The sequence below is a fragment of the Pelagicoccus sp. SDUM812003 genome (genome assembly GCF_031127815.1).
Taxonomy (GTDB): Bacteria; Verrucomicrobiota; Verrucomicrobiia; order Opitutales; family Opitutaceae; genus Pelagicoccus.
On record NZ_JARXHY010000017.1, the window covers coordinates 45170 to 69410 of the forward strand.

Annotated in this window: 18 protein-coding genes; 9 read left to right on the forward strand and 9 right to left on the reverse strand. The window is 59.5% G+C overall.

Going from position 1 to position 24241, the window contains the following annotated elements; all coding sequences use genetic code 11:
• The first annotated feature begins 83 nt into the window (after nucleotides 1-83).
• From QEH54_RS19155 to QEH54_RS19165, 3 genes are all read left to right on the forward strand, one after another.
• Nucleotides 84-1166: a glucokinase gene (locus QEH54_RS19155; RefSeq protein WP_309020321.1), complete on the forward strand. Its 1083-nt coding sequence runs from the start codon at nucleotides 84-86 to the stop codon at nucleotides 1164-1166.
• 235 nt (nucleotides 1167-1401) lie between these two features.
• Nucleotides 1402-2145: a GvpL/GvpF family gas vesicle protein gene (locus tag QEH54_RS19160; protein ID WP_309020322.1), complete on the forward strand. Its 744-nt coding sequence runs from the start codon at nucleotides 1402-1404 to the stop codon at nucleotides 2143-2145.
• Between the two features lie 289 nt (nucleotides 2146-2434).
• The gene (locus QEH54_RS19165) at nucleotides 2435-4339 is read left to right on the forward strand and encodes a methyl-accepting chemotaxis protein (RefSeq protein ID WP_309020323.1); all 1905 of its coding nucleotides are present in this window, start codon (nucleotides 2435-2437) and stop codon (nucleotides 4337-4339) included.
• Nucleotides 4340-4384: 45 nt separating this feature from the next.
• Here the strand turns inward: QEH54_RS19165 and QEH54_RS19170 are convergent, their stop codons facing one another.
• The 6 genes from QEH54_RS19170 to ilvD form a co-directional block, all read right to left on the reverse strand.
• On the reverse strand, nucleotides 4385-5278 hold the full coding sequence (locus tag QEH54_RS19170; protein WP_309020324.1) for a hypothetical protein: 894 nt from the start codon (nucleotides 5276-5278) through the stop codon (nucleotides 4385-4387).
• Between the two features lie 117 nt (nucleotides 5279-5395).
• On the reverse strand, nucleotides 5396-7753 hold the full coding sequence (locus QEH54_RS19175) for an ATP-binding protein (RefSeq protein ID WP_309020325.1): 2358 nt from the start codon (nucleotides 7751-7753) through the stop codon (nucleotides 5396-5398).
• 2 nt (nucleotides 7754-7755) lie between these two features.
• Nucleotides 7756-8334 carry a YfiR family protein gene (locus QEH54_RS19180; protein WP_309020326.1) on the reverse strand — a complete coding sequence of 193 codons (579 nt, stop codon included), beginning with the start codon at nucleotides 8332-8334 and terminating at the stop codon, nucleotides 7756-7758.
• Between the two features lie 8 nt (nucleotides 8335-8342).
• Nucleotides 8343-10433 carry a TonB-dependent receptor plug domain-containing protein gene (locus QEH54_RS19185; protein ID WP_309020327.1) on the reverse strand — a complete coding sequence of 697 codons (2091 nt, stop codon included), beginning with the start codon at nucleotides 10431-10433 and terminating at the stop codon, nucleotides 8343-8345.
• Nucleotides 10434-10609: 176 nt separating this feature from the next.
• Nucleotides 10610-12190 (reverse strand): glucose-6-phosphate isomerase, encoded by a 1581-nt coding sequence (locus QEH54_RS19190; RefSeq protein ID WP_309020328.1) that lies wholly within the window; start codon nucleotides 12188-12190, stop codon nucleotides 10610-10612.
• A 133-nt stretch (nucleotides 12191-12323) separates the two neighbouring features.
• Nucleotides 12324-14027 (reverse strand): dihydroxy-acid dehydratase, encoded by a 1704-nt coding sequence (gene ilvD / locus QEH54_RS19195; RefSeq protein WP_309020329.1) that lies wholly within the window; start codon nucleotides 14025-14027, stop codon nucleotides 12324-12326.
• 154 nt (nucleotides 14028-14181) lie between these two features.
• Here ilvD and scpB point away from each other — a divergent pair, with 154 nt between their 5' ends.
• The 3 genes from scpB (at nucleotide 14182) to QEH54_RS19210 (ending at nucleotide 17278) form a co-directional block, all read left to right on the forward strand.
• Nucleotides 14182-15084, forward strand: coding sequence for an SMC-Scp complex subunit ScpB (scpB, locus tag QEH54_RS19200; protein ID WP_309020330.1), 903 nt, complete (start codon nucleotides 14182-14184; stop codon nucleotides 15082-15084).
• A 4-nt stretch (nucleotides 15085-15088) separates the two neighbouring features.
• Nucleotides 15089-16156 carry a prephenate dehydratase gene (gene pheA / locus QEH54_RS19205; RefSeq protein WP_309020331.1) on the forward strand — a complete coding sequence of 356 codons (1068 nt, stop codon included), beginning with the start codon at nucleotides 15089-15091 and terminating at the stop codon, nucleotides 16154-16156.
• A gap of 90 nt (nucleotides 16157-16246) precedes the next feature.
• Nucleotides 16247-17278 carry a Gfo/Idh/MocA family oxidoreductase gene (locus QEH54_RS19210; RefSeq protein ID WP_309020332.1) on the forward strand — a complete coding sequence of 344 codons (1032 nt, stop codon included), beginning with the start codon at nucleotides 16247-16249 and terminating at the stop codon, nucleotides 17276-17278.
• Nucleotides 17279-17416: 138 nt separating this feature from the next.
• Here the strand turns inward: QEH54_RS19210 and QEH54_RS19215 are convergent, their stop codons facing one another.
• Genes QEH54_RS19215 through QEH54_RS19225 form a run of 3 tightly spaced genes read right to left on the reverse strand, consistent with a single transcriptional unit; the run spans nucleotide 17417 to nucleotide 20569 of the window.
• Nucleotides 17417-17839: a hypothetical protein gene (locus QEH54_RS19215; RefSeq protein WP_309020333.1), complete on the reverse strand. Its 423-nt coding sequence runs from the start codon at nucleotides 17837-17839 to the stop codon at nucleotides 17417-17419.
• Nucleotides 17840-17860: 21 nt separating this feature from the next.
• Nucleotides 17861-18832 (reverse strand): hypothetical protein, encoded by a 972-nt coding sequence (locus QEH54_RS19220; protein ID WP_309020334.1) that lies wholly within the window; start codon nucleotides 18830-18832, stop codon nucleotides 17861-17863.
• A 30-nt stretch (nucleotides 18833-18862) separates the two neighbouring features.
• Complete coding sequence (locus QEH54_RS19225; protein ID WP_309020335.1) at nucleotides 18863-20569, reverse strand: hypothetical protein; 1707 nt, start codon at nucleotides 20567-20569, stop codon at nucleotides 18863-18865.
• Nucleotides 20570-20907: 338 nt separating this feature from the next.
• On the opposite strand from QEH54_RS19225, the gene QEH54_RS19230 reads away from it, so the two are divergent.
• The 3 genes from QEH54_RS19230 to eutC all read left to right on the forward strand — a co-directional run bounded on the left by QEH54_RS19230 (nucleotide 20908) and on the right by eutC (nucleotide 24132).
• Entirely contained in the window at nucleotides 20908-21729 is an 822-nt protein-coding gene (locus QEH54_RS19230) for a M48 family metallopeptidase (protein ID WP_309020336.1), read from the forward strand.
• A 205-nt stretch (nucleotides 21730-21934) separates the two neighbouring features.
• The gene (locus QEH54_RS19235) at nucleotides 21935-23341 is read left to right on the forward strand and encodes an ethanolamine ammonia-lyase subunit EutB (RefSeq protein ID WP_309020337.1); all 1407 of its coding nucleotides are present in this window, start codon (nucleotides 21935-21937) and stop codon (nucleotides 23339-23341) included.
• A complete protein-coding gene (eutC, locus tag QEH54_RS19240) occupies nucleotides 23338-24132 on the forward strand; it encodes an ethanolamine ammonia-lyase subunit EutC (RefSeq protein ID WP_309020338.1) in 795 nt (264 codons plus the stop codon). The genes QEH54_RS19235 and eutC overlap by 4 nt, the downstream gene beginning before the upstream one ends.
• The last annotated feature ends 109 nt before the right edge of the window (nucleotides 24133-24241 follow it).

Sequence of the window (24241 nt, forward strand, 5' to 3'; positions counted from 1 at the left end):
GCTCTCTCTTGCTAGAAAGGCGTTTTTTTATCGATCAACGCAGAGCTTTCGCTTTTGCTGCGCCGCTTTTGCGATAAATGGCTATGGAAACGATCGAAGCTCAAACCGTTTGGCACAACGATTCCTGGAATGGCGAACCTGTCATACTCGCTGGGGATATCGGCGGCACCAATACCAATCTCGCTTTGGTTTCGGTCTTTGGCGGCCATTTCGAGATCATGCTTGAAATGGTGTTTCCCAGCAAGTCCATCCAGTCTATCGTGCCGGCTATCAGGGCTTTGCTGGACGCGGCTCGAGAGCGTTTTCCGGAAATCGAACCGGAGGGGGCGGGCATCAGCGGAGCGGGTCCCATCTCCCACAACTATTGCAGCCTTTCGAATCTGGACTGGGATGTGGACGGAGCGGAGATCGAGCGCGAGTTCGGCTTCACCACAACCATCATCAACGACTTTGAAGCCATCAGCTACGGCGTGCCGCTGCTCGACCTCGACGACGCTTCGCAGGTGACGCACGTCCCTCACACCGACGGGCACGATCCGGAGCCGATCGGGAACATGAGCCTGATCATCGGAGCGGGCACCGGCTTGGGAGTCGGCATGCTGGTGCGCGAGGGCGAGCGCTATCGGGCGATGCCGTCCGAGGGTGGGCACGCTTGCTTCGCCGCCTTCGATTTGGAGACGGAGGAGCTGCGCAGCTTCGTGCAGTCGGGCAGCAGCACCATCGTGGAGATCGAGGACCTGCTGTCTGGCAGAGGCCTCGCCAAGATACTGGATTTTTTCGTGCAGGTGCGCGGGGTCAGGCCGGACGATACGCTGTCGCTCATCTTGGGCCATGAAACTGAGAAGCGCCCAGCACTGATTTCCAAGCACGCTGAAACCCACCCGGTTTGCCGCGACGTGATACGCCTCTTCGTTAAGATCTACGGACGCGTGGCGGCGGATTTCTCCGCTACGGTACTGCCGCGTCATGGTTTGTTTCTCGCTGGTGGCATCGTTTCGAAAAACGAGCGCTACTTCCTCGATGGTAGCCAGTTCATCTACTTCTTCGAGCAGAACAGCCGCCCGCAAGTGAAGGAGATCCTGCGCAAGATCCCGGTCTACATCGTGAAAAACTACTCCATTTCGCTGGTCGGCGCCGCCCATGCGGCCTGGCTGCTGCAGGATTGATCCGCCGTAGGCGGACGGATACCGAATTTCGCGCGATTGGCGGGCTCGAAACGGGTCCGCTTTTTTTGCGGATCCGTATCTCCTAGGGAGTGGGGCCTAGAGCGGTTTCTAGATCCCTTCAGGTATTCCCTGATTGACTGTTCGTTTCGGGTCTCGAATTGACAGTTTTTTCAAGTTCTGTTGACGTTTTTTTTACGGAAAGACCCCTTAGGTCTACCTAGAAATTCGCACCGCCATGAGCATCTTCCTATACGCCTACACGCTTGCCGACGCTCCGCACGACCTCGAGGACTTGACGGGAGTCGACGAGCGAAACCTGTTCATGGTCAGCTACGGAAGGGTGTCGGCGGTGGTCAGCGCCTACGACGGGAAGAAGCTGAGTTTGAAGGGTCGCGACATTTTCGCCCACCAGCACTGCCAGCGCATGCTGATGACCCAAGCGAGCATCTTCCCGTTGCAGTACGGACTGACGCTGCAGAGCCTCGCCACTGTAGAAGAGGTGCTGAAGCGAAACGAAAAGGCGCTCTACCAGCAGCTGACCCGCTTGTACCGCAAGGTCGAGATGGAGGTCACGATGCGTTTCGATGTGCCGGACCTGTTCGACTACTTGATGGGCAAGTACCCTTACCTGCGCGACGAGAAGGCCAAGGTGCTCAACGGGCGCCTGCTCTATTATTTGGGAAATCGAGCCAAGAAGGGCGAAAAGTTCCAGAAGACGCTCGACAAGGAAAAGGCCATTTACATCAGCAAGGCTCAGGAAATCATCGGCCCGTGGTGCGCCGAAATCAAGGAGAGTCGCCTTCCGAAGACCGAAGAGGACGTGGTGACCTTCAACTGCTTGGTGAATCGCGAGCGGCTTCGCGTATTTGAAAAGTCGATATACGACGCCGGCGAACGTTTCGCTCCCGATTTCCACTTCACCTACAACGGTCCCTGGGCGCCGCAGAACTTTTGCGACCACTCGTTGGTGGACTATTAGCAGCGCAGCTGCGGTGCTGTGGCATCGGTTGCTACTTGGGCCAATCCGGAAGAGCTTCGCAGCGGATTCGGTTGATCGAAGGGTGAAGCTACTAAGTAGTTAAGAGGCTAATACACTATTTTTTAGCGTAGTTTCCCTTCACGTTTGTTACGATTGGCCACGTAACCTTTTTGTAACATAAGGACGTTTCATCTGCTTGGTAAAAAGACGTAGAAGAGGGCGCCAACGCCAGTTGAGGTCCTATGGGATGAACGGTGGCTGGCGCTCAATCCTTCTATGATCCCACCAGATGAGTCTACAGTTTCGCATTCTTCTCGGCTTTTTAGGAAGCGTCGTTCTTGTGACGGCGCTTGCGATCTTTTCGGTCGTCACGATCGACGGTCTTTCGCGTCAGATGGGCGAAAGCAAAACCAGCGTGGTCAGCTCGGTAGCGAACGACGCCCGATTGCTTGAAAAGGCAAATGAGGTGATTTCGCTCTCTCGACGGATCGCCTCCATGAAGACGGCCTCAGCCTTGCAGCGCTTTTCGATCGATCAAGAGATCGACGGCATTCTTGGGGAGTCGAGCGGATCGGTCGGCTTGCCCGAAAATCTGGGCACTGAAATCAGCCAGGTCTACCTCGCTCGCAAAAACTACCTGGAGTTGCGGGAGTCGTTGCCGGAGGAGTTGTCCTCCCTGGAAAACCGAGCCGATGCCCTTTACGAGAAATTCGAGCGCGAGCTCTCGGGTAAGTTGGCGGCGACGAGCGAGTCCGAGGATCTGTCCAAGGAGATCGAGATAGCGAGACGCTCGTTGACCGAATTGTCGCTCGCCACCTCGAAAATCATTTCAGGGGCGCAGCGCACGGTCGCCTTCGATCAGGACGACAAGGCCTTCGGGCGCTTCGAGGAGCGGGTGATGAAATCGATCGCCGCGGCCCAGGCTTCCTTCGCGTCCCTGGGGGAAAGCCTGGCTGCAGTGCCTGGCGGAGAGGCCTTGGCCGAGAAGCTGATGGAGCGCTACGGGGAGATTCTAATCGGTTTCGTCGATGAAGACGGACTCTCGCTCCAGCTGGAGCAGCTTTCCATCAAATCGAATTCCGTGGAAGCGGCTCAGGCGAACCTGTTCGCATCCATTCGTTCGATACAGGAGGAGAGCATCGCTCGGTCGCATGCCATCGTAGACGGTTTGGAGAGCAATTTGGGTGGAGTCGTCGAGCGATCGAAACGGGCCAGTCGAACCATCATTTGGATTTGCGTCGGAGCGGTGATCCTCTCCGTTGTAGTAGGCGTATGGATACCCAAGGTCGTGACCAGGCAGTTGGCCGCGACTTCGGATCGAATGAACGACGTGACCCTAGCTCTCTCCTCCGCGGCGGAGCAGGTTGCGGCCGCTAGCGGCGTTCTAGCGGTAGGTTCGGATCAGCAAAGCTCATCCCTGCAGGAGACGTTCACTTCGCTGCAGGACATCGCTCGCCGCTCGGAAGAGAATACGCAAAGCGTATCCAAGACGGTGACTGCGACGCGTTCGGCTCGCGAAGAGGCCGAATCCGGGGTCAATGAAATGCTCGAGCTCGAGGAAGCGATGAAGAGCATCCAGAAAAGCAGCGCGGAAACGGTAGACATCATTGGCACGATCGAGGAAATCGCGTTTCAGACCAACATTCTCGCTTTGAACGCGGCTGTGGAAGCGGCTCGCGCTGGAACGGCAGGAGCGGGATTCGCTGTGGTGGCGGACGAGGTTCGAAACTTGGCCCAGCGGGCTTCGAAGGCGGCCCAGGAAACGGGTTCCAAGATTGAGCTCGCCATCGAAAGCTCCGAGCGAGGCGTTTCCATCTCCTATCAGGCGAAGGAGCGCTTGGCGAGCATTGTCAGCCGTATCCAGGAAGCGGATAGCTATGTGGATGTCATCAACGCTGCGGCTCGCGAGCAGACCACCGGAATCGCCCAGACGACTGGGGCGATGCGGGAGATGGAGCAGGTGACCCTCAATACGGCTTCCAGCGCCAAGCAAACCGCGGAGGCGGCGACAAGCCTGGAGGATCAGTCCACTCGCTTGAGATCCGCCGTGGACGACCTGCAGGCCTTGCTGCGCGGGAGGCGTTCGCGCCGCGAAAGCGCTGCCGTCACCAAGCCTTCACTCGATAAGCCCCAGAAGCGCTCCGACTTCGATCTTTGGTCGGAGCCGAAGCGGGAAAAGGTAGGCTTGTCCTAGTTTGGCGAGGCTGGCGGAAACACGTTTCGCCTCCGCCGATGGCCCTTAGCTGTCTTCTGTCGCGGGTTTGTCTTCCGGCCGCCATCGGCGGTGATACCAGAAGTACTGCTCGGGGCGGGTCTTGACGATGGCGCCCATTTCCTCGTTGTAGCGTCGCACGATTTCGGTTTTCGGATCCTTGGATTCGGAGGGTCCGGAAGGGCGCAAGGGAAAGATCTCGACCTGATGTCGGTCGTTTTCCTCCCTGAAGCCATGCATGACGAAGACCGGCACATCGTATTTGACCGCGAAGGAGCCCGGGAGCGCGAGGGTGGGCGTCTCCTCGCCGAGGAAGGGAACCATGATGCCCGCCTTTCCGGCGTGCTGATCCGCGACCATCACCACGGCTCGTCCTTCATTGAGCTTGCTGAGGATCTTCTTGATGGCGAGGCGGCCCTTGGAGATGAACTCGACGCGGTCGCCGGGGATTCGGTGAATGAACGCGTCGACCTTCTGGTTGTGCTGCTTGCCCACCAGGAGGGAAAGGGGGATGCCTTCGAAGGCGATGGCGGCGAAGTAGATGGCCCAGGAGCCTTGGTGGCCGGTTAGCAGGATGGCTCCTTTCCCGTCGGCCAGGGCTTGGCGAAGCGGTTCCAGTCCGCGGATCTTCACCAGCTCGGGAATCCTGTGGCGATCCTTGATGCCGAGACGGATGAATTCGGTGATGGTGCGGCCGAAGTTTCGAGCGGCCAAAGCGGCCACGCGCCGGCGTTCGGGTTGCGAAGCGTCCGGCATGGCTCGGGCGAGATTCTCCAGCACCAGCCTCTTGCGAACGCCCAGGGCCCAGCCCAGACGCCCGATGGCGCTGCCGACGCCCAGGGCCCAGCGGTAGGGCAGGCGGCAGAGCAGCCATGTGAATGCGATGAGGGAGCAGTACTGAATCCGATGGGAGAAACGCATGACGAAGTGTAGCGGAACTTTGGCCCGTCTCGGGCCGAGAGCAAGTCCTCAGCTCGATTCGGGAATTGGACCGAGGGTCGCTAGCGAACGGGCGTGCCTGTCCTGCGGACGAGAGCGCTACTGTGTCTCTTCGCTGTCTTCGGAGTCGCCCTGAAGCTCTCTTTTCTGAAACAAGTAGCGGTTTACGGCTTCCGCGATGTCCGTAACCTTGGCGGGCTTGGCGAGGTAGTCGTTCATGCCAGCTCGTTCGATTTCCAGCAAGGCGGCCGGGTCGTGGTTCGCAGTGAAGCCTACGATCCACGGCTGCTGCGCCTGTGGACCGAGAGCGCGAATGGCACGCGTGGCTTCCATGCCGTCCATGACGGGCATTCGAATGTCCATGAAGATGACGTCGTAGGGCTTTTCAGCAGCTAGCGCCACCGCCGAACGACCATCGGTGGCGGTATCGATCTCTAGCCCCATCAGCTTCATATGGTGGACGAAAACGTGCTGCGAGAGCTCGTTGTCTTCCGCGAGCAGAACGCGAAGCCCTTTCGTTTCCTCAAGGGGGAAGGCGGAAATGGGATCTTGCTCGATCTCGTCATTGGATGCGGCGTTTCCAAGCAGGTTGACAATCGGAATGCGTAGGTCGCGCATGCGAACGGGAATGGTCAGCACAAGCGCGTTGCTGCACTGCTTGATGGCTACCGCATGGTCGAAATGGCAGAGCAGGAGGACCTTTGGCAGCTCCGCGAATTTTCGGGCCCGTTCCACCGCCTCGCGTTCGGTAGGAGCGAGAGCGGAGGCGATCGTCACGTCCGCGGGCCGGTCAGGCTTGGCGGAACCCGTACCGATTTCGCATCCCCATGCTTCCAGGTAGCGGGTGAAGGCCGAATTCATGAAGTCTGGGAGGTCGATCAGGGACACGAGCGGGGTCCTGTCGATGTTGAGAGGCTTGCCGATGGCGCGAGAGCTATCGTCTTCTACCCGACTCAGGGGAATGGTCAGAATGAACGTCGATCCTTTGCCGGATTCGCTATCGACGCGAATGGTGCCGCCCATTGCGAGGGCCAGATTGTGACTGATCGCCAAGCCCAGTCCCGTGCCGCCGAACCTGCGGGACGTCGAGGTATCCACTTGGGTAAAGGAGTCGAAAATGCTGCTCAGGCGCTCCGGAGGTATTCCGATCCCGGAATCGCGCACCAGAATCTGGATACGCTCGGCATGGTGGTCATCGGGTTTCAGGTAGATCGCCTCCAGGTGGACGGAACCCTCTTCGGTAAACTTGAAGGCGTTGCTGAGGAGATTGATAAGTATCTGGCGCAAGCGGGTCGTATCGCCATTCACTCGGGAAGGCAGTAGCGGATCGATGGATACGCCTGCCACTATGCTATGGTTTCGCGAGGTCGCTGCGGTGATATCCATGGACTCCTCGATGCAGGCGACCAAGTCGAAGGGCTTGCTCTCGAGCTCCAGGCGATTGGCTTCGATTTTCGAATAGTCGAGAATGTCGTTGATCAGCAGCAGCAGATTGTTGGCGCTTTTTCGAATGATCTCGATCTGGCGGGCATGTTCCGGATCGCGTCCTTCCGATTGGATGACGCTGCTCATGCCGATGATGGCATTCATCGGCGTTCGGAGCTCATGGCTCATTCGAGCCAGAAATTCGCTTTTGGCGTCGAGCGCCGCCTCGGCCTTCTCGCGCGCTTCCACCAGACGGGCGGTTCGATCCGCCACGAGCTTTTCCAGATTGCGATTGGCTTCTCTGATTTCCTGGTCTCGTTGTCGCACCGTGGAGAGCATGAAGTTGATGCTTTCCACCAGCTGGCCGATTTCGTCGTCGTGGCGCTTCTTGGCTCTGAGCTTGTAGTTGCGTTCCTTGGACACGCGAAGGGCCACGCGTACCAGCTCCTCGACCGGATCGGTGATGACTGGAAGGATTCGCTTGGCGAGAAGGATGGAAAGGGCCAGGGCCAGAGCCAGCACGCCTGCATTGATGCCGATGCTGGTCAGCAGATTGGTCCAGACTTCGCGGCGATCGGAGACCAGCAGCAGGGAACCGAGCTGGCGGCCGGACAAGGTGACGCGGATCGAATAGCTGAAGGTTTTGGTCGACGTTTCGAAGCCGTAGGATTCGGGGAAGGCTTGCGGCGGGCAGTTTTTCTCTCGGTGGTATTCGGCGAAGATCTTTCGCTCCATGTCGAAGAGGATGGCGCAGCTGATGTCGGGCTCGGTCCGCAGCGAGTTCAGGTATTCGGAAGCGGTTTCCGGATCGTTGAAGCGGAGCGAAGCGGTGGAATTGCTAGCGAGGATGCCTGCGATGGAGCTCAATTGCTCCTGCTTCTGGCGCGCCACGACCCGATAGTCTCGAAGGACGCTAGCCGCGCTGATGATGGACAGGGCGAGCAAGCTGCAGAGCGAGACGATGACGAGAATCTTGTTGGAGATGCTCGCGGCTTTGAAGCGGCGCTTTTGTCTGTCTAGGAATCGTGGCATCGCTATTGCCTGCCTCCTTTTCCTACCACTCTGGATCGCGGGACCGGCGCTGAGATCTGGATCAGTTTCGAGCTGAAGTGAACGCCGTACTCGGAGGATTGGTCCACGTTGAGGGCGAAGCGAAGCCGGTTGCGGACATGGAGGAACTGGATGAGCCCGCCGGCTTCGATGAATTTGGGTTTGGAAGACACGGTGATGGTCGAACTCCTCTTCGCTTCGACAAGGATTTCCTGCATGCGATCCGCGTAGCCAGCTCCGATATAGAGAAAGCCGACGCCTTCGAGGGATTGGCCAAGGCTCCACTCCGTCGCGATGATTTCCTGTGGAGCTCCGTTTTCCGATTCTCTCCGGCTCAGATCCCTCAGCTCCTGCAGCAGGCTTGGATTTCCCAATACGGCGATGGTCTGAGGGAGCTGGCCGGTTGCGCCGACTCCTTCCCAGCGCACGAAGTCACCGAAACCGGAAAGGTAGTTGGCGATGAGACGATTCTCCTGAAAGACTTGGGCGCAGGCGGTGCTGGCCAGCGTCAGCGCGATCGCCATCAGGAAGCCAAGTGGAGCCATCGATCGTCTGCGAGCCATAGCCAAGGCTAGAATTCCTTGCGGAAATCGAGCAGGAACTCCCTTTGTATTTCCGTCGGTATGACAAGCGTGTCCTTCAGCAGTCCCTCGCTCGTCTGGGAATCGAAGAGGTTTCTGGCCAGGAAGGAAACGCTGAAGCTATGGCGAAACTCCTTCGTGAGGCGAAGGTCGCCTTGGAAGATCTCTGGCTGCTTCCCAGTCGGGTTTTCGAAGGAGCTAGCGTAGCGGAGGCCCAAGTCGAGCCGCAGCGATTCGCTCAGAGGAGCGTTCAGCCAGAGCGACGCTTGGTGCATCGGCGCGTTGTTGTCCAAAATGGCCGCGCCGCGGGCTGCGAGAGCCGAGCTGGGGGATCCGTCCTGCGGTTCGAGCGTGAGAAATCGATCCTCGAGGTAGGCGTAGTTGAGCGTGGATCCGAGCCTATGGCCAAGGCGCCAGTTGAAGCTCGCTTCGAAGCCTTTGGAGTAGCCGAAAGCGGTATTGGTGATGTAGAGGCGCGGGCCGTCGTAGCTAGGATCCGAGCTCGCCTCGGCGTCGATCAGGATGCGGTTTCCGAAGAGCTGATCGTAGTGGTAGTAGAAGGCGCTGAGGTCGAGGCTGCAGTGTTCGCCCAGGAGCCGGCGATACCCGATCTCGTAGGCGTCGAGTTCCTCAGGCATGACCTCTCCGAGGCGGGAGTCCTTCAGGAAGCCGAAGGAGAGGGAGAGCTCGTTTGGGTTTTCCTGGAGCAGGATGGATCGCAGGCTTTCCGCGAAGAGGATGGTCTTGGAGTTCGCCACGCTGGGGGCGATGGGCCGCTTGGCGCTGCTTCCGGAGATCCAGAACCGATCGGATTCGGAAGGGTGAAACACCAGGCTGGCGTTGGGCAGGGAGCAGGTCAGGTCCTGGTAGGAGTCGTAGCTGGTGTTGATGCCGAGAGAGAGCTGCAGCTCCTCCGGTACCAGCCAGTGGGAAAGCGTCGCTCCGAAGCTGGCTCGCTCGGTGGTGGTTTCGTAGTCGTCTTCGAACTGAATGACGTGGTTGCCAGCCAGATCGTCGAGACTCAGTCCGGCGCTCGCTCTCAAGGTGACTTCGGAGCGCTCGCCGAGTTGCTGGCGCAGTTTCACTTGAGCGCCCATCGACCCTCGATCGCCCACGACATAGGCGGTATCGAGGCGCGTGTATCCAGCCCAGGCGGACAGGTCGAAGGCCGTTCCGGTTACGGTTTCCTTGGCCCACTTCGCTTGCATGCTCGCTCCATATTGCTCCTCGGGGCGGCGGCGGGCGAACAGGCCATCGTTTTCCAGATCCGGATGAAAGACGGCGTATCCAAGTTTTGAGGAAAAGAGCTCTGCGGAAACGGTGAACAAACTGCTGGCGCTTCGCAGGTGGTCGAGCTGGAAGCCGATGCGGCCAGTTGTCCAATCGTCCTTGTAGTAGGCAGAGGCGCTTGGCTCCCGGTGAAGGGCCTTCCCGTAGACGCGGGCCGAGGTCTTGTTGTCGAGTTTCCATCCGTAGCGCCCCTGCACGCCGCGATTTTCGCTGCCGCCCTGTATCCGAAAGACGGATCCCTCGGTCTCGAAGGCGGACTTCATGTTCACGTTTACCATGCCATTCACGGCGTTGGCGCTCCAAAGGCTGCCGCCGGGGCCATAGACGATTTCGATGGAAGCGATGTCGTCCTTGAGAAGATCGTGCTCGTTGGCGAAGAAACCGGAGTAGAGGTTTCCGTAGAGATTGCGCTCGTCCACGGTGAAGAGCACGCGGTTGGTGAAGCGCGAGTTCATGCCTCTGATGCCGATGCCCCAAATGCCGTTGGAGGGTCGCATGATGTGCACCCCGGGAGCGTAGCGCAGCATTTCCGGTATGGAGTCGACCGGCAGGTTTTCCATGGCCTCGGCATCGAAGATATAGGAGCCGGTGGCGGTGTCGAAGATGCGGCTAGGCAACTTGTCGGTGCGCACCACGGGCACTTCGGCCAATTCCTCCAGGCTCATGGAGTCGATGGCTAGCTCCTGAGCCAGGGCAGGGCCCGCGCATAGGCAGATCCAAGCGATGTGGAAGAATCGAAGGAAATGTCGGCGACAAAGGCGTCTAGGTCTGGAATCGAGAGGAGGAAACATGAGGGGATCCGGATGAGGTCCGCAGATCGCCTGATAGGGAAAAAGGCAGGTCTTTGGGGTGTTGTAAGGATCCAATGCAAAGGCGAGAAGTTTTTCTTCGGCGAGCCGATGTTGATACGAAAAACCCGAAGGTCGAGACAACCTTCGGGCTCTTGGGAAAACGTTTTTCGAAGACGCTACGCCATGATGAGGAACTTGGCCTCGTGCCAGGCGGCCCCATCGATCTTGGAGATGCCGGCCTTGGCGTTGGCCGCCATGTGAAGGGCGATCTTGTAGACCAGCTCGGTGGACTCCGGTTTGCCCAGCTTTTCCGCGATGGCGGGAGCGTCCAGCGAGGAGCCCTTGTTGGCCTCGAGGGTGGCGACGATGCCCTTGGCCAGCTCGATGGCGGCTCCGGCCGCCTTCTTGCCCGCTTCCACGCCCGGCTGGTGGTAGGCGTTGATGTTGGTCAAGGTCGCGTAGTAGCCGACGGCCCGCTCGTAGAGAGCGATGAGATTCGCTACGCTGCCTTCGTTGATCTCGGCGGTGGTGAGGGTGATGGACTGGCGTCCGGTTTCGCCGAGGGCTTCGCGGGTACCCAGCAGGAAGCCTTGCAGGTAGTCGCCCGCGGTGACGCCTGGCTCGACTTCGATGGAGGGACCGTTGCGGTCTTTTAGGACCTCGATGAAAGTGGCGAAGAAGTTAGGCACGCCCTCGCGCAGCTGCTGCACGTAGGCGTGCTGGTCGGTGGAGCCTTTGTTTCCGTAGACCGCGATGCCTTGGTTGACCACGTTTCCGTCGAGGTCGAACTCCTTGCCCAGCGACTCCATGATGAGCTGCTGCAGGTAGCGGGAGAAGAGCAGGAGGCGATCCTTGTAGGGGAGGATGACCATGTCCTTCTCGCCCTTGCCATTGGTGGCGAAGAACCATGCCAACGCCAGCAAGGCGGCGGGGTTCTTTTCGATCTCCTTGGCGCGAGTGACCTTGTCCATGGCGGCCGCTCCATCGAGCAAGGCCTGGATGTCGATGCCCTGAAGAGCGGCGGCTACGAGGCCTACGGCGCAAAGCACGGAGGTACGTCCGCCGACCCAGTCCCACATTTCGAAGCGCTCCAGCCAGCCCTCGGAGACGGCGACCTTGTCCAGCTTGGAGTCGACGCCGGTGATGGCCACGGCGTGCTTGGCAAAATCCAGTCCCATGTCGGCGTAGGCCTTCTGGGCTTCCAGCATGCCGTTGCGCGTTTCCGCGGTGCCGCCGGATTTTGAGATGACGAGGGAGAGGGTGCTTCCGAGGCGATCGCCGATGGCGTTGAGGGCCAGGTCCATGCCGTCCGGATCGGTGTTGTCGAAGAAGTGCACCTGAGCCTTGTCCTCGCTGGGCACGCCGAGGGCGTGGGCGATGAACTGAGGACCGAGGGCGGAGCCGCCAATGCCGATGACCAGGATGTCAGTGAACGGGCCGTTGGCTCCCTTCAGGGCGCCGGAGTGGACCTTTGCGGCGAAGGCTTTGATCTTATCCACGCTGGATGAGATGGTTTCCTTAAGCTCGTCAGTGGGGGCCAGAGCGGCGTCGCGCAGCCAGTAGTGACCGACCATGCGGCCTTCGTCCGGATTGGCGATGGCCCCGGATTCGAGCTCGTCCATGGCAGCGAAGGCCTTGGCGAAAGCGTCGCGTTGGGAGTCGATGTAGCCCTCGGGCAGGCCAAGTCGGCTGAGATCAAGTGAGAGAGACACTTCGGGAAAATCGAAGGTCAGCGCTTTGTAGGTATCCCAAGACATAATGTGTGGATTTCTGGTTAAGGATGAAAGATTTTGATGGTTGATAAACGAAAAGAGCCCGGGACGGCGCCCGGGCTCTACCTCGAAAAGGAGTGTGGTAGGGTTCGGGGGCTGTCCCGAACGGATGAGTCTGTTATAGGTTTTTATCGGTCACCGCGCCTTCGGAGGCGGAAGCGGCCAACTTGGCGAACTTGCCCAGCACGCCTCGCGTTTCGCCGGGTCCTTTGGGCACGAAGGCCGCCATGCGGCGATCGTATTCGTCCTGAGGAATGTTCAGGGAAATGGTGTTTTTGACCGCGTCGATTTCGATCTCGTCGCCGTTTTGCACGATGCCGATCGGACCGCCGCAAGCGGCTTCCGGGGTGATGTGGCCCACGTCGAAGCCGTGCGAGCCTCCGGAGAAGCGACCGTCGGTGATGAGGGCCACTTCCTTGATCAGGCCGCGTCCGGCCACCGCGGACGTGGGCGAAAGCATTTCGCGCATGCCAGGGCCGCCGACTGGACCTTCGTTGCGAATGACCACGATGTCGCCCGCCACTACGTCTCCACGCAGGATGCCTTGAAGGGAGTCTTCCTCGTTTTCGTAGACCTTGGCGGTGCCCTTGAAGTAGAGGCCTTCCTTGCCGGTGATCTTGCCCACGGCTCCCGTGGGGGCGAGGTTGCCGCGCAGGATGCGCAGGTGAGCGGTTTCCTTGATTGGCTGATCCCAGGGACGAATGATGTCCTGCTGGTCTGGATACGCGGGGTAGGGCTGCACGTTGGCCAGGTTTTCCGCGATGGTTTTTCCGGTGACCGTCATGCAGGATCCGTCGAGCAATCCACGGTCCAGCAGGATGCGCATCATGGGCTGGATGCCGCCGATGCGGATGAGGTGGGACATGTTGTACTTGCCGAAGGGCTTCACGTCGGCGAGCAGGGGAATCTGCTCGGCGAGGCGTTCGAAGTCGTCGATGGTCAGATCGACGTCGGCTGCGTGGGCGATGGCCAGCAAGTGGAGAATGATGTTGGTGGAGCCGCCTAGGGCCAAGCAGGTCTTGATGGCGTTTTCGAAGGCCGGCTTGGTCATGATGTCGCTCGGCTTGAGATCGAGCTCGATGAGCTTGGCGACTTGTTTGCCCGCGTTGAAGCAGTCGTCGCGCTTCTCCTTTCCGACCGCCAGCTGAGCGGAGGAGCCGGGCAGGGACATGCCGAGGGCCTCGATGGCGGTGGCCATGGAGTTCGCGGTGTACATGCCGCCGCAGGAGCCGGCTCCCGGGATGGCGCAGGATTCGATTTCCTTCAGCTCCGCGTCGTCGATCTCGCCCTTGGCGTGGCGACCGACCGCTTCGAAGACGGAGACGATGTCCACTGGCTTGTCCTTATGGATACCAGGCAGGATGGAGCCGCCATAGACGAAGACCGCGGGGCGGTTGAGCCGAGCGATAGCGATCATGCAGCCCGGCATGTTCTTGTCGCACCCACCGATGGCCACAAGACCGTCCATGCTTTCGCCCGCCATGACGGTTTCGATGGAGTCGGCGATGACTTCTCGGGAAACCAGGCTGTAGCGCATGCCCTTGGTTCCCATGGAAATGCCGTCGGAAATGGTGATGGTGGAGAAGTTCACCGGCTTGGCTCCGCCGGCGTCGGCGCCCTTGGTCGCATGTTCGGCGAGCTCGTCGATGTGCATGTTGCAGGGCGTGAGGTCGCTGCCGGTGGAAGCGATGCCGACTTGAGGTTTCTTGAAATCCTCGTCCGTGAAGCCCACGGCTCGTAGCATGGAGCGCGCGGGGGCGCGGTCGTTCCCGTCAACCAGAGTGGCGGAGTGAGGACGTTTGCAGGGGGTCTGTTCGCTCAAGGTAGTACGAAGGTTAAAAAGTTTGATTTGCCTTCTTCTCTGCAGGCCGTAGCGGTCTCTGCAGAAAAAAGAGAACCTTTACATCAGAGCTTTGGATTGCGATCAAGTTATACTTTGTCGCTTTTCCGCACCCAATTTCCCTCCGTATTCATCCATGGCATTCAGCTTAGACCGTGTTTTAAAAGCCCTACTTTTCGGCGCGTCCGGCCCCTTGAGCGTCAAGGACATACAAGCTGTATTCACCAAATTCCACGCGGCGATCGAGGAGCCGGAGGAAGAGGAGGCGTCGCCGGACTACGAGGAGCCCGAGCAGCCCTTTCTGCCAGGCGACGGCATGCCGACCACCGAGGTGCCTTCGCTAGTGACATCCGCTCAGATCCGGGAGTGCATGGACAGAATCGCGGAGGAGCTGGTGGAGAAGGACGAAGTGTACCGTCTCATCGAGCGCCACAGCGGCTTCGTGCTGGTGACCTCGCCCACGGTGGGCGAGTGGATCCGGCTGCTGCGCGACGAGCCGCGACCGATCAAGCTCAACCAATCCGCATTGGAGACGCTGGCGGTGATCGCCTACCGGCAGCCGGTGGTTCGGGCAGAGGTGGAAAAGATCCGCGGCGTGTCCATCGACTCGCCGCTGAGCAAGCTGCTCGAGCGCGATTTCGTTCAGGTGGTCGGACGAGCGGACCTGCCCGGACGGCCCATTCAATACGGTACTACCGAAGCCTTTCTGGAGTTTGTGGGAATACGCTCTATCGAGGAGCTGCCGGCCTCCGACGTATTGTCGCCGCGCCAGATCGACGAGTGGCTACACGAGGTTTCCAACCAGCATGAGGTAACGGAGAGGGAGATGGGTCTGCCTGAGGGCGAGCGTTCGACCAAGGGCGACGAGGATGAGCAGACGCAGTCCTTGAACTTCGAGGAGGAAAGCGAGCCCAAGGCGGAAGAATCGCCAGAGGTGGCCCAGGGATCGAGCTCCGCGGCTCAGGAAGACGTCGAGAGCGAGGAGCCCTCCGATCAAAGCGAAGAGCCAGATTCGGAAGACAGCGAGGAAAAGGTTTAGTCGTATGGATTTGGATACATTGAGGAAGAAGATCGACGAGATCGATCTGCAGGTTCTGGAGCTGCTGAACGAACGCGTTCGCACTGCCGCTGAGATCGGGCATGTGAAGCGGCTCGAGGGCTCTCCCATCTATGTGGCCAGTCGGGAGGAACAAGTGCTCAGCAAGCTGGGCAAGCTGAACAAAGGGCCGCTGAAGGACGAGGCGATTCGGGCCATCTATCGCGAGATCATGTCGGCTGCCATCGCGTTGGAAAAACCCATGCGCATCGCCTACCTGGGTCCCGAGGCCACCTATACGCACCAGGCTGCCAACAAGAAGTTCGGAGCGAGCATCGAGTACATTCCCGCTCCGGCCATTCCGGACGTGTTTCATATGGTTTCCAAGGGCGAAGCGGATCACGGCGTGATCCCGATCGAAAACTCCACCGAAGGGGCCGTTTCGCACTCCATGGACATGTTCTTCGAATCGGATTTGAAGATCTGCGCCCAGATTTTCATGCCGATCTCGCACTGCTTGATTTCGCAGTCGCCGGTGGAGGCGATTGAGCGCGTGTACTCCAAGGATCAGGCCATCGGCCAATGCCGCAAGTGGCTTCACGCCCACCTGAGCAACGCGTCGCTGCATACCTGCGACAGCACCACCCAAGCGGTGCAGGTCGCCAAGAAGGATCCGAAAGCGGCCGCCATCGCTTCCGTACTGGCTTCCGATCTGTACGGTGTGCCTGTAGTTAAGGAAGGGATACAGGACAGATCGGACAACACGACCCGCTTCCTCGTCATCGCCAAGGAGTCGAGCGGCTACGTGGAAGGGGTGGCTTTCAAGAGCAGTTTCCTGCTGTCCATCGACGACAGCGTAGGCGCCTTGGAGCGAGCCTTGCATGTGTTCTCGTCGCGCAATCTCAACCTGAGCAAGATCGAGTCGCGCCCCAATGGAAAGACGGCCTGGGAGTACAGCTTTTTCGTGGACGTGATCGGCCACTACGAGCAGGACACCATAGCCGAAGCGATCGAGGAGCTGCGCGGCTTCTGCCCCTTCGTGAAATGGCTGGGCAGCTATCCCAACGTCAAGTAGGTCAGGACCCCGTGCATCGCGGATCGCGGTTTGCGGCGCAGGCGTACAAAATCATTGTAGTCCGGGCCGGAATACACCAGTCTAGTCCTTATGGATACGCTTAGAGTCGGGGTGATTGGGGCCGGAGCGAACACTCGTTTGCGGCATATACCAGGGTTTCAGGAAATCGAAGGAGTGAGCGTGGAGGTGGTCTGCAATCGCAGCGAATCCTCTTCTCGATCCGTGGCGGAAGCCTTCGGCATCGAACGCATCGCCAAAACGTGGCAGGAGGTGGTCGAGGATCCCGAGATCGACGCCATCTGCATCGGCACCTGGCCGTACCTGCACGCTCCCATCACCATAGCCGCTCTCGAAGCTGGCAAGCACGTGCTGACCGAGGCGCGCATGGCGATGAACGCAGCGGAGGCGGAGGAGATGCTGGCCGCTTCCAAGGCCCATCCCGATCTAGTCGCTCAGATCGTGCCGTCGCCGTTCACTCTCAAGTGGGACAAGACCATTGCGAAGATCCTGGAAGCGGAGGAGCTAGGGACTCTGAGGGAAGTTCGCTTTCAGAAGTCGCTCGGTTTGAATGTGGATGCGAACGCGGCTCTGAACTGGCGACAGGACAAGGAGCTCAGTGGAAACAACACCTTGATGCTTGGCATCTACTACGAAGTGGTGAAGCGCTGGCTGAAGGCCGACCCGAAGCGGCTTCTGGCGAACGGCTCTGTATTCACAAAGGAAAGACGCGTGCCGAATGGTTCGAGCAAGCCCATCGAGATCCCGGAAACCATCACCACCATCGCGGAGTACGATTCGGGACTGCGCCTGGTCGGGCAGATGTCGGGCGTGGAACTGGGAGCCTCGACCGACGAATACGTGATCGCAGGAAGCAAGGGCAGCTTGCGCATGGACCTGAGGGTGGGGAAGCTTTTCAAAACGCTTCTCGGCTCGAAGGAGGATGTGGTGAATCCGCTGCCGGAGGACATGGCGGATTGGCGAGTGGAGGCGGACTTCGTGGAGAGCATTCGTAGTGGAAAACCGGTGACGCTCACCAATTTCGAAGACGGACTGGCGTATATGCGCTTTACCGATGCCGCGATCGAATCGCTTGCCAAGGACTCCGCTTGGGTGGAGCTGTAGCGAGAAGGGACTTCTGGAAGGTGACGGGCTGGGCGGCCCGCCCTTCGAGAGGAAAAGCGCAAGGGAAACGCCCTGCCGAAAAGCGGTGATTCAGCGCCCGGCGCCGCCGAATGCTTCCCCAGCTCGTGTCGAGATGGGCTATTCGTCGTCGCGAATGTAGGGATTGTCCTCGACTTGCTCCACGCCGAGGTTGTCGGGCGTCGCGTTGAAGTCGAAGCGAATGATATCCACCTTGCTGGAGCTCAGCGACGGGCTTTTCAGCACGAGCGATAGGCGAATCTCCTCCAGCAGTTTCTTTTGTCGCCGAGCATAGTCCAGATCCTCCACCGGTCCGTAAAGGTAGGTCAGCAGTTCGTGCTGGTAGCGCACGTACCAGCCCTCGTCGGTCAGTCCGAATTGGGTGGCGTCGATGCCGGGGTAGCGCTCGAAGAAGTCTTCTTTGTCGAGCTTGGCCCCGTCGGCGATAGCCTCGACGGGAAAGACGATGACGCGTTCCTGCTGGGCGTGAACGGTGGTTGCGGCGAGACTGAAAAGGGCGAAAAGCAGAATCGATGGTTTCATAGGAGAACCGATGGCATGCATCTAGATGTTTGACGGGACGGGCACGTCGTCCACGGTGCCGGTTCCGCGCTTGGAGCCGGAGGAGCCGCCGATGTCTTCCGGCATTTCCTGGCCGTCGCTGCCCGACTCGGTGTTTTGCGAGCTTTGCTGGGCTCCTTTGCGGCTGGATTTCTTGCCTTTCTGGGAAGACGATTCGCTGCTGCTGCCGCTCGATGCCATTTCGCCGTCCTCGTCTCCGGATTCCTGAGAAAGCTCTCCGTTGGGATCGATTTGAGCGGACCGGTCTCCGATGGATTGCTCGTCGGGAGCGGGTGGCATTTGAGCGCTGATGGATCCCTGCGAGCCGGATTGAGCTCCGGATTGCCCCTGCTGCTGCCGCTGCTGTTCCAGGGCTTCGCCTAGGCCATCCTGCTGGGGACTGCGGTTTCCCCTTTGAGACATCTGCCCTTGCTGGCCTTGTTGTCCCTGCTGACCCTGTTGCCCTTGCTGCCCTTGCTGCATCTGTCCTTGCTGCCCCTGTTGTCCCTGCTGCCCGCCTTGCATTTGTCCTTGCTGCTGCTGGCCTTGCTGGGATTGGGAACTGGAGGATTGGGATTGCTGAGGGAAGGGGCTTTGCTGGCTGGATTGCTGTCCGCCGCCGGAGCTGCCGCCCATCGGGATGCCCATGGATCCGCTTGAGCCGCCCATGGGGCTACCGCCTTGCTGGCCCCCCATGCTGGGCATTTGCGGTCCGTTTACCTGGATCTGGGGCATGCCGGAATCCAAGGGTGGCAGGTTGGCCTCGTTGACCACGGAAATGGAGCCTCCCAGCGGCGAGTTGCTGACGGAGGAGTTTGGGCGGATGCTGCCGTTTTGGGAGCTGGCTCCGTTCTTGGTAGCGTCATAGATGCCGGGATCGGGGTCGAACTGGGCGTGAGCGCACAGAGCGATGCTGGCGCTCGCGGCGAGCGCGAGACCTCTGCGCGAAAGGGTGTGGGGGCAGGCGCGTTTCATGTGGCGTGCGGGGGTTGGATCGTGACGGAGTTAGAAGTTGGTTTTCGTATCGCAAATCACGGTGAGCGGCTCTTGTGGAACGCCGCCGCGGATTTGGAGGCCGAATCGGACGTCCTGATGGCCTTTCTTTCGGCCGATCACGAAATACTTTCCGGGGAGCAGGCTGATCTGCATGTCGTCAAATTTTTCGGGCTTTCGCATGGTGGGCCCTTGCACGCTGACCCAGGTCGATCCATCGGAGATGAATTGCACCGGCACGGGCTGGCTTTGCAGTTGGAGAAAGTTTCGCAGCCGTTCGCCTTCCTCGGTCAGAGCGAGGTAGGTGGGCTTGCTTTTCATCGCTTCGTCGAAGGTGCGGATGGCCTGCTGGAATTCGGAGCGTTGAGCCTCGGTCTTGGCCACCTCGATGAGGCGTTTGTAGCGCAGGATGCTGCGGATCATGCGACCGGTGCGCAGCAGTCCGTCCTTCGCCTCCTGCAGGTCGGGCTCCATGTTGACCAGTTCCTGATAGAGGTCGCGGGCATTCTCCCATTGGTATTCGCGCTCGTAGTTGTAGGCCCGAGTGATCCGGGTGACGATGTCGTTCTGGCGCTTTTCCGAACGGGCTTTCTCGATGGCGTTTTCGATGTCGCTGCGATTGGGGAAGATGCCCAAGGCAGCTTGATAGTTGTCGATCGCCTCCTCGTATCGGGCGTTGGCGATGGCGGTTTGAGCGGCTTGGTAGTAGGCGGTGAAGTCGCGCTCCGCGATCTTACGTTTGACCCGCGAGACGCCGGACTGGGCCTTGGCGGAACCCTTGTCGATGGAGAAGGCCTTTTCGAAGGAGGCCAGCGCTTCTTCCAGGCGTCCTTCTTCCTCGCTCGCGTTGGCGGCTTGCAGCGCCGCGTAGACCCGATCGGAAATGCGGGCCCGTTCGAGCTGCTTGAGGGCTTCCTCGTTTTCGGGATCGACTTCCAGCACCCGCATGAAGGCCTCGGTCGCTTCCTCGCTTTTTCCCTGCGAGATGAAACGGTGTCCCAACGCGGCGTTGGATCGGATGAATTCGTTTATGGAATTTTCGACGGCGTCCAAGTCGTCGGTTGCCTGCTGCAGCCGCTGCAGAGCGGCGGTGAAGCTGCCTGTATCGAGAAAGGCCTTACCTTCAGAAGCGTTGTCGAAGGCGCTGGAGAAGGCCTCCTCGTTGAGCTGTTTGCCGATTTCCAGCTCGCCGGAGCGCACCAGGAAGTTGTCGTAAAGCTGCCGCGCGGTCTGCTTGTTCTCCACCTCGGTGGTGAACTCCTCGATCAAGGCGTCCACCCGTCGGTACTGATCGATGGCCTTCGCGTAGGAGGAGCGCCGCATGAAGTCGTCGGCGTCCGCCATTTCCTTTTCGATATTGATGAGCATGCGGGTCAGCACCTCGTTTCCGGTAGTGGGCATTTGCCGGGCCGCGTCGAGCTTGCGCGTGGTGATGTCCTTGATCCCTTGAGCTCGGGAAACGCTTTCGAACGCTCGGCGCGTATTGTCCGCCGCCGCTTGCTCCGCGGTTTGCTGAGCGATCGGCTGAACAGGCTCTTCATAGAAGAACAGGAAGTAGGCGCCCACGCAGAAGAGGACCACGATGAGAGCGCCGATCGCTCCGCCGAGATAGGCCGTGATGCCGGCGGGCTTGTTCTGGTTGGCGTCGTCGAGCTCCGGGTTCCAATGGATGACCTTGTGCTTTTTCGATTTCTGCGGGTTGTTCTGTGATTCGGCCATAGTCTTCTCGCCTCTAGGAAGATCGCTGCGCATCGGGCTTTATGAAGTTGGAAGGATTTATTGGTGTATGTGGGAAAACTGGGCAAGCGTATGCCATAATGCCCCGCTTGGAAAGCGAGTTATTGTTAATTACGAAAAGCTTAAGCTTTCGGTTTCATGCGAGTGGGCTTGTTTAAGCGTTTCGGGGTGGGAATCTTAGAGAGAGGGGCCGCTTGCGGAGGGCTATTATCAGTTGCATTGAAGCGCGGGGTGGATATCTGTTTGAATTGAATCCAGTCGGTTCGCTGGCTCGTAAACGATTTTAGCGCTCAAGTGAAACGATCTACACCCAACCGCACATGAAGCCTTCACTACTTTGTATCGTCGCGATCGCCCTTTCACCGTTGCTGCTCGTTTCGTGCAGCACCACTCCGGTGACAGGTCGGTCCCAGCTCAATCTGACATCGGACGCCAAGGTGGCCGAAATGACCATCGTCGCCTTCGAGCAGATGAAGTCGCAGATGCCTATTTCGAAGGACCCCATCTACAACGAGATGTTGCAGACCGTCGGCGAGCGCATCAGCCAGCAGGTCTTTTGGGACATGCCGATGGCCGAGTGGGAGTTCGTGGTTTTCGATCAGCCGGAAATCAACGCCTTCGCCATGCCCGGGGGCAAGGTCGGGGTGTTCGAAGGATTGTTTCAGATCGCGAAGACGGAAGACGAGCTGGCGTCGGTGGTAGCCCATGAGATCGCCCACGTCACGGCTCGCCACACTCATGAGCGGCTTTCGCAGCAGATGCTGCTGAATACCGGCGGACAGGTGGTGGGCATCGCCGCCGCGATCGCTGGACCGACTTCCCTCGGCAACGGAGCGTACGTCAACATGACCGGCGCCATCATGGGAATCTATGGCATGGGAGCCCAGGGAGCGGCAGTGGCTTGGGACCGAGGCAAGGAAGCGGAAGCCGACCAGATCGGCATCATGTACATGGCCAAAGCCGGCTACGACCCGAGCGCGGCCATCACGGTGATGGAGCGCATGGTGGAGATGGAGGCCATGCGTGGCGGAAACACCTACAACTCCACCCACCCGTCGTCGGCCGATCGCCTTGACCTGTTGCACAGCTATCTCGAAGAGGCCATGCAGGAATACGAAAAGGCCAAGGAGTTCCTCTACTAGCAAGAAGCGCCCATCGACGCCTCCCCATTTCAGCCCGAGCCGCTGCGGTTCGGGCTTTTTCATTAGAAGCGGAAGTGGCTAGGATTAGGCTTGGCGCTAAGCCCGAGCTTTTGGGGTGAAATAGGAGGCGCCGCGTCGGAGTTGGTTTGCTAATTGCTGGCGTGAAAGCTCGAACTACGGTCCCTGTTCGGGCCCGAATCGCGCCATGGAATATTCATACAACGACGGCAAGGTCTCCTATCGATTCGCTTCCCTCAAGGAGCTGATGGCTAAGGCGACGCCTCTGCGTTCAGGCGATGTTCTGGCGGGGGTTGCGGCCGCTTCGGAGGAGGAGCGGGTGGTGGCTCAGCGGACGCTGGCAGAGGTGCCGCTGACCCGGTTTCTCGAGGAGCCGCTGATTCCCTACGAAGAGGACGAAGTGACGCGGCTGATACTTGATACGCATGATTTAGAGGCCTTCGAGGCGGTGTCCGGTCTCAGCGTGGGCGGGTTCAGGGATTGGCTTCTGAGCAAAGCCAGCGCGGACGCGAGCATGGAGCGTATCAGCCCTGGCATTACGCCGGAGATGGCGGCAGCGGTTTCCAAGCTCATGCGCCTGCAGGATTTGGTCCTTGTCGCCTCTAGGCTTCCCGTCGTCAGTTCCTTTCGAACCACCATTGGTCTGCCAGGTCGCTTTTCGTCTCGGCTTCAGCCGAACCATCCGACTGACGACCTCCAGGGCATCGCAGCCTCGACCCTGGACGGATTGCTCTACGGGTGTGGCGACGCCGTGATCGGAATCAATCCAGCTACGGACAACGTGGAAAACATCGTTCGTCTGCTCGAAATGTTGGATACGGTCAGGTCCCGCTACGAGATACCCACGCAAAGCTGCGTGCTGACGCATATCACCAGCACCTTGCGAGCGATCGAAAGGGGAGCTCCGGTTGACTTGGCGTTCCAATCCATCGCGGGCTCTGAAGCTGCGAACCGAAGCTTCGGAGTCGATCTGGCGTTGTTGCAGGAGGCCTGGCAAGCGACGCTGGAGTTGAAACGAGGCACGGTCGGTCGAAACGTGATGTATTTCGAGACCGGGCAAGGAAGCGCGCTTTCAGCGAACGCCCATCATGGCGTGGATCAGCAAACCATGGAGGCGAGGGCGTACGCTGTGGCCCGACGCTTCTGTCCTTTGCTGGTGAATACGGTGGTAGGGTTCATCGGTCCGGAGTACCTCTACGACGGCAAGCAGATTATCCGAGCAGGTTTGGAGGATCACTTTTGCGGAAAACTGCTCGGCCTGCCCATGGGCGTGGACGTGTGCTACACCAACCATGCGGAGGCGGATCAGGATGATATGGATACGCTGCTCACCTTGCTCGGGGTCGCAAATTGCAACTTCGTCATGGGAGTGCCCGGGGCCGACGACATCATGCTCAACTACCAGAGCACGTCCTTTCACGATATCGCCTACCTGCGAAAGACGCTTGGCAAGCGCCCGGCGCCGGAATTTGAAGCTTGGCTGGAGTCGATGGGTGTGACGGATGGCGAGGGAGGATTGAAGCCCATTTCGCGCAAGAACCGATTGCTGGAGTCGCCAATCGGCTTCGATGACCAAAGCGTGCTTTCCCAATGAGCGATAGTATCGAAAAAGTGGAGACGAAGGATCCCTGGGAGGACCTCAAGGCGTTCACCGACGCTCGCATCGCCTTAGGGCGTTGTGGTGTGGCACCGCCGTTGGCGTCCACCTTGGACTTCCGTTTCGCCCACGCCCAAGCCCGGGATGCGGTGCATCAGATTTTCGAGTGGGAAAGGATCGCCCGCGAGATCGAGCCCATGAAGCGAACGCTGGTGGTGGCGTCGCAGGCCGGCGATCGCTTCGAATACCTGACCCGCCCGGACAAGGGCCGCTTGCTGGACGCGGATTCGAGGCAGCGGTTGAGCGATTGCTCGCAGGCGGAGAAAGGGGCGGACCTTTGCATCGTGGTGGCCGATGGGCTTTCCGCCCGAGCGATTCATGAAAACGCGGTACCATTCCTCGAGCGTTTCCTCAAGCAGCTGGCCGGCGTATCGATTTCCGTTTCACCAGTGTGCGTCGCTCGCAACGCCCGCGTCGCCCTCTCGGATCCTATCGGCGCGGCGCTGCGAGCCAAGCTGGTGTGCATGCTGGTTGGCGAGCGGCCCGGTTTGAGTTCCCCGAACTCGATGGGCATCTACCTCACCTACGATCCGCTCCCCGGAAAGACGGACGAAGCCAGAAACTGCATTTCCAACGTGCGCCAAGGCGGGCTGAGCATCGAGCGGGCGGCGCAGAAAACGAGCTACCTGATCGAAAACGCCTTGAGGCTGAAGCGAAGCGGCGTGGCGCTGAAGGACGAGATGCCGAGCAACTACCTGCCCTTCATCGATACGCCGCGCTTGGCCTGATCCCCATGCTCAAAAAGTCGCGTGGCGTCCGTCTCGAATAGGTGGATACACGTGCAAATTGAAGCAGCTAAGGGTAAACGTATAAGGCGCAATCCGGGTGTTTATAAGT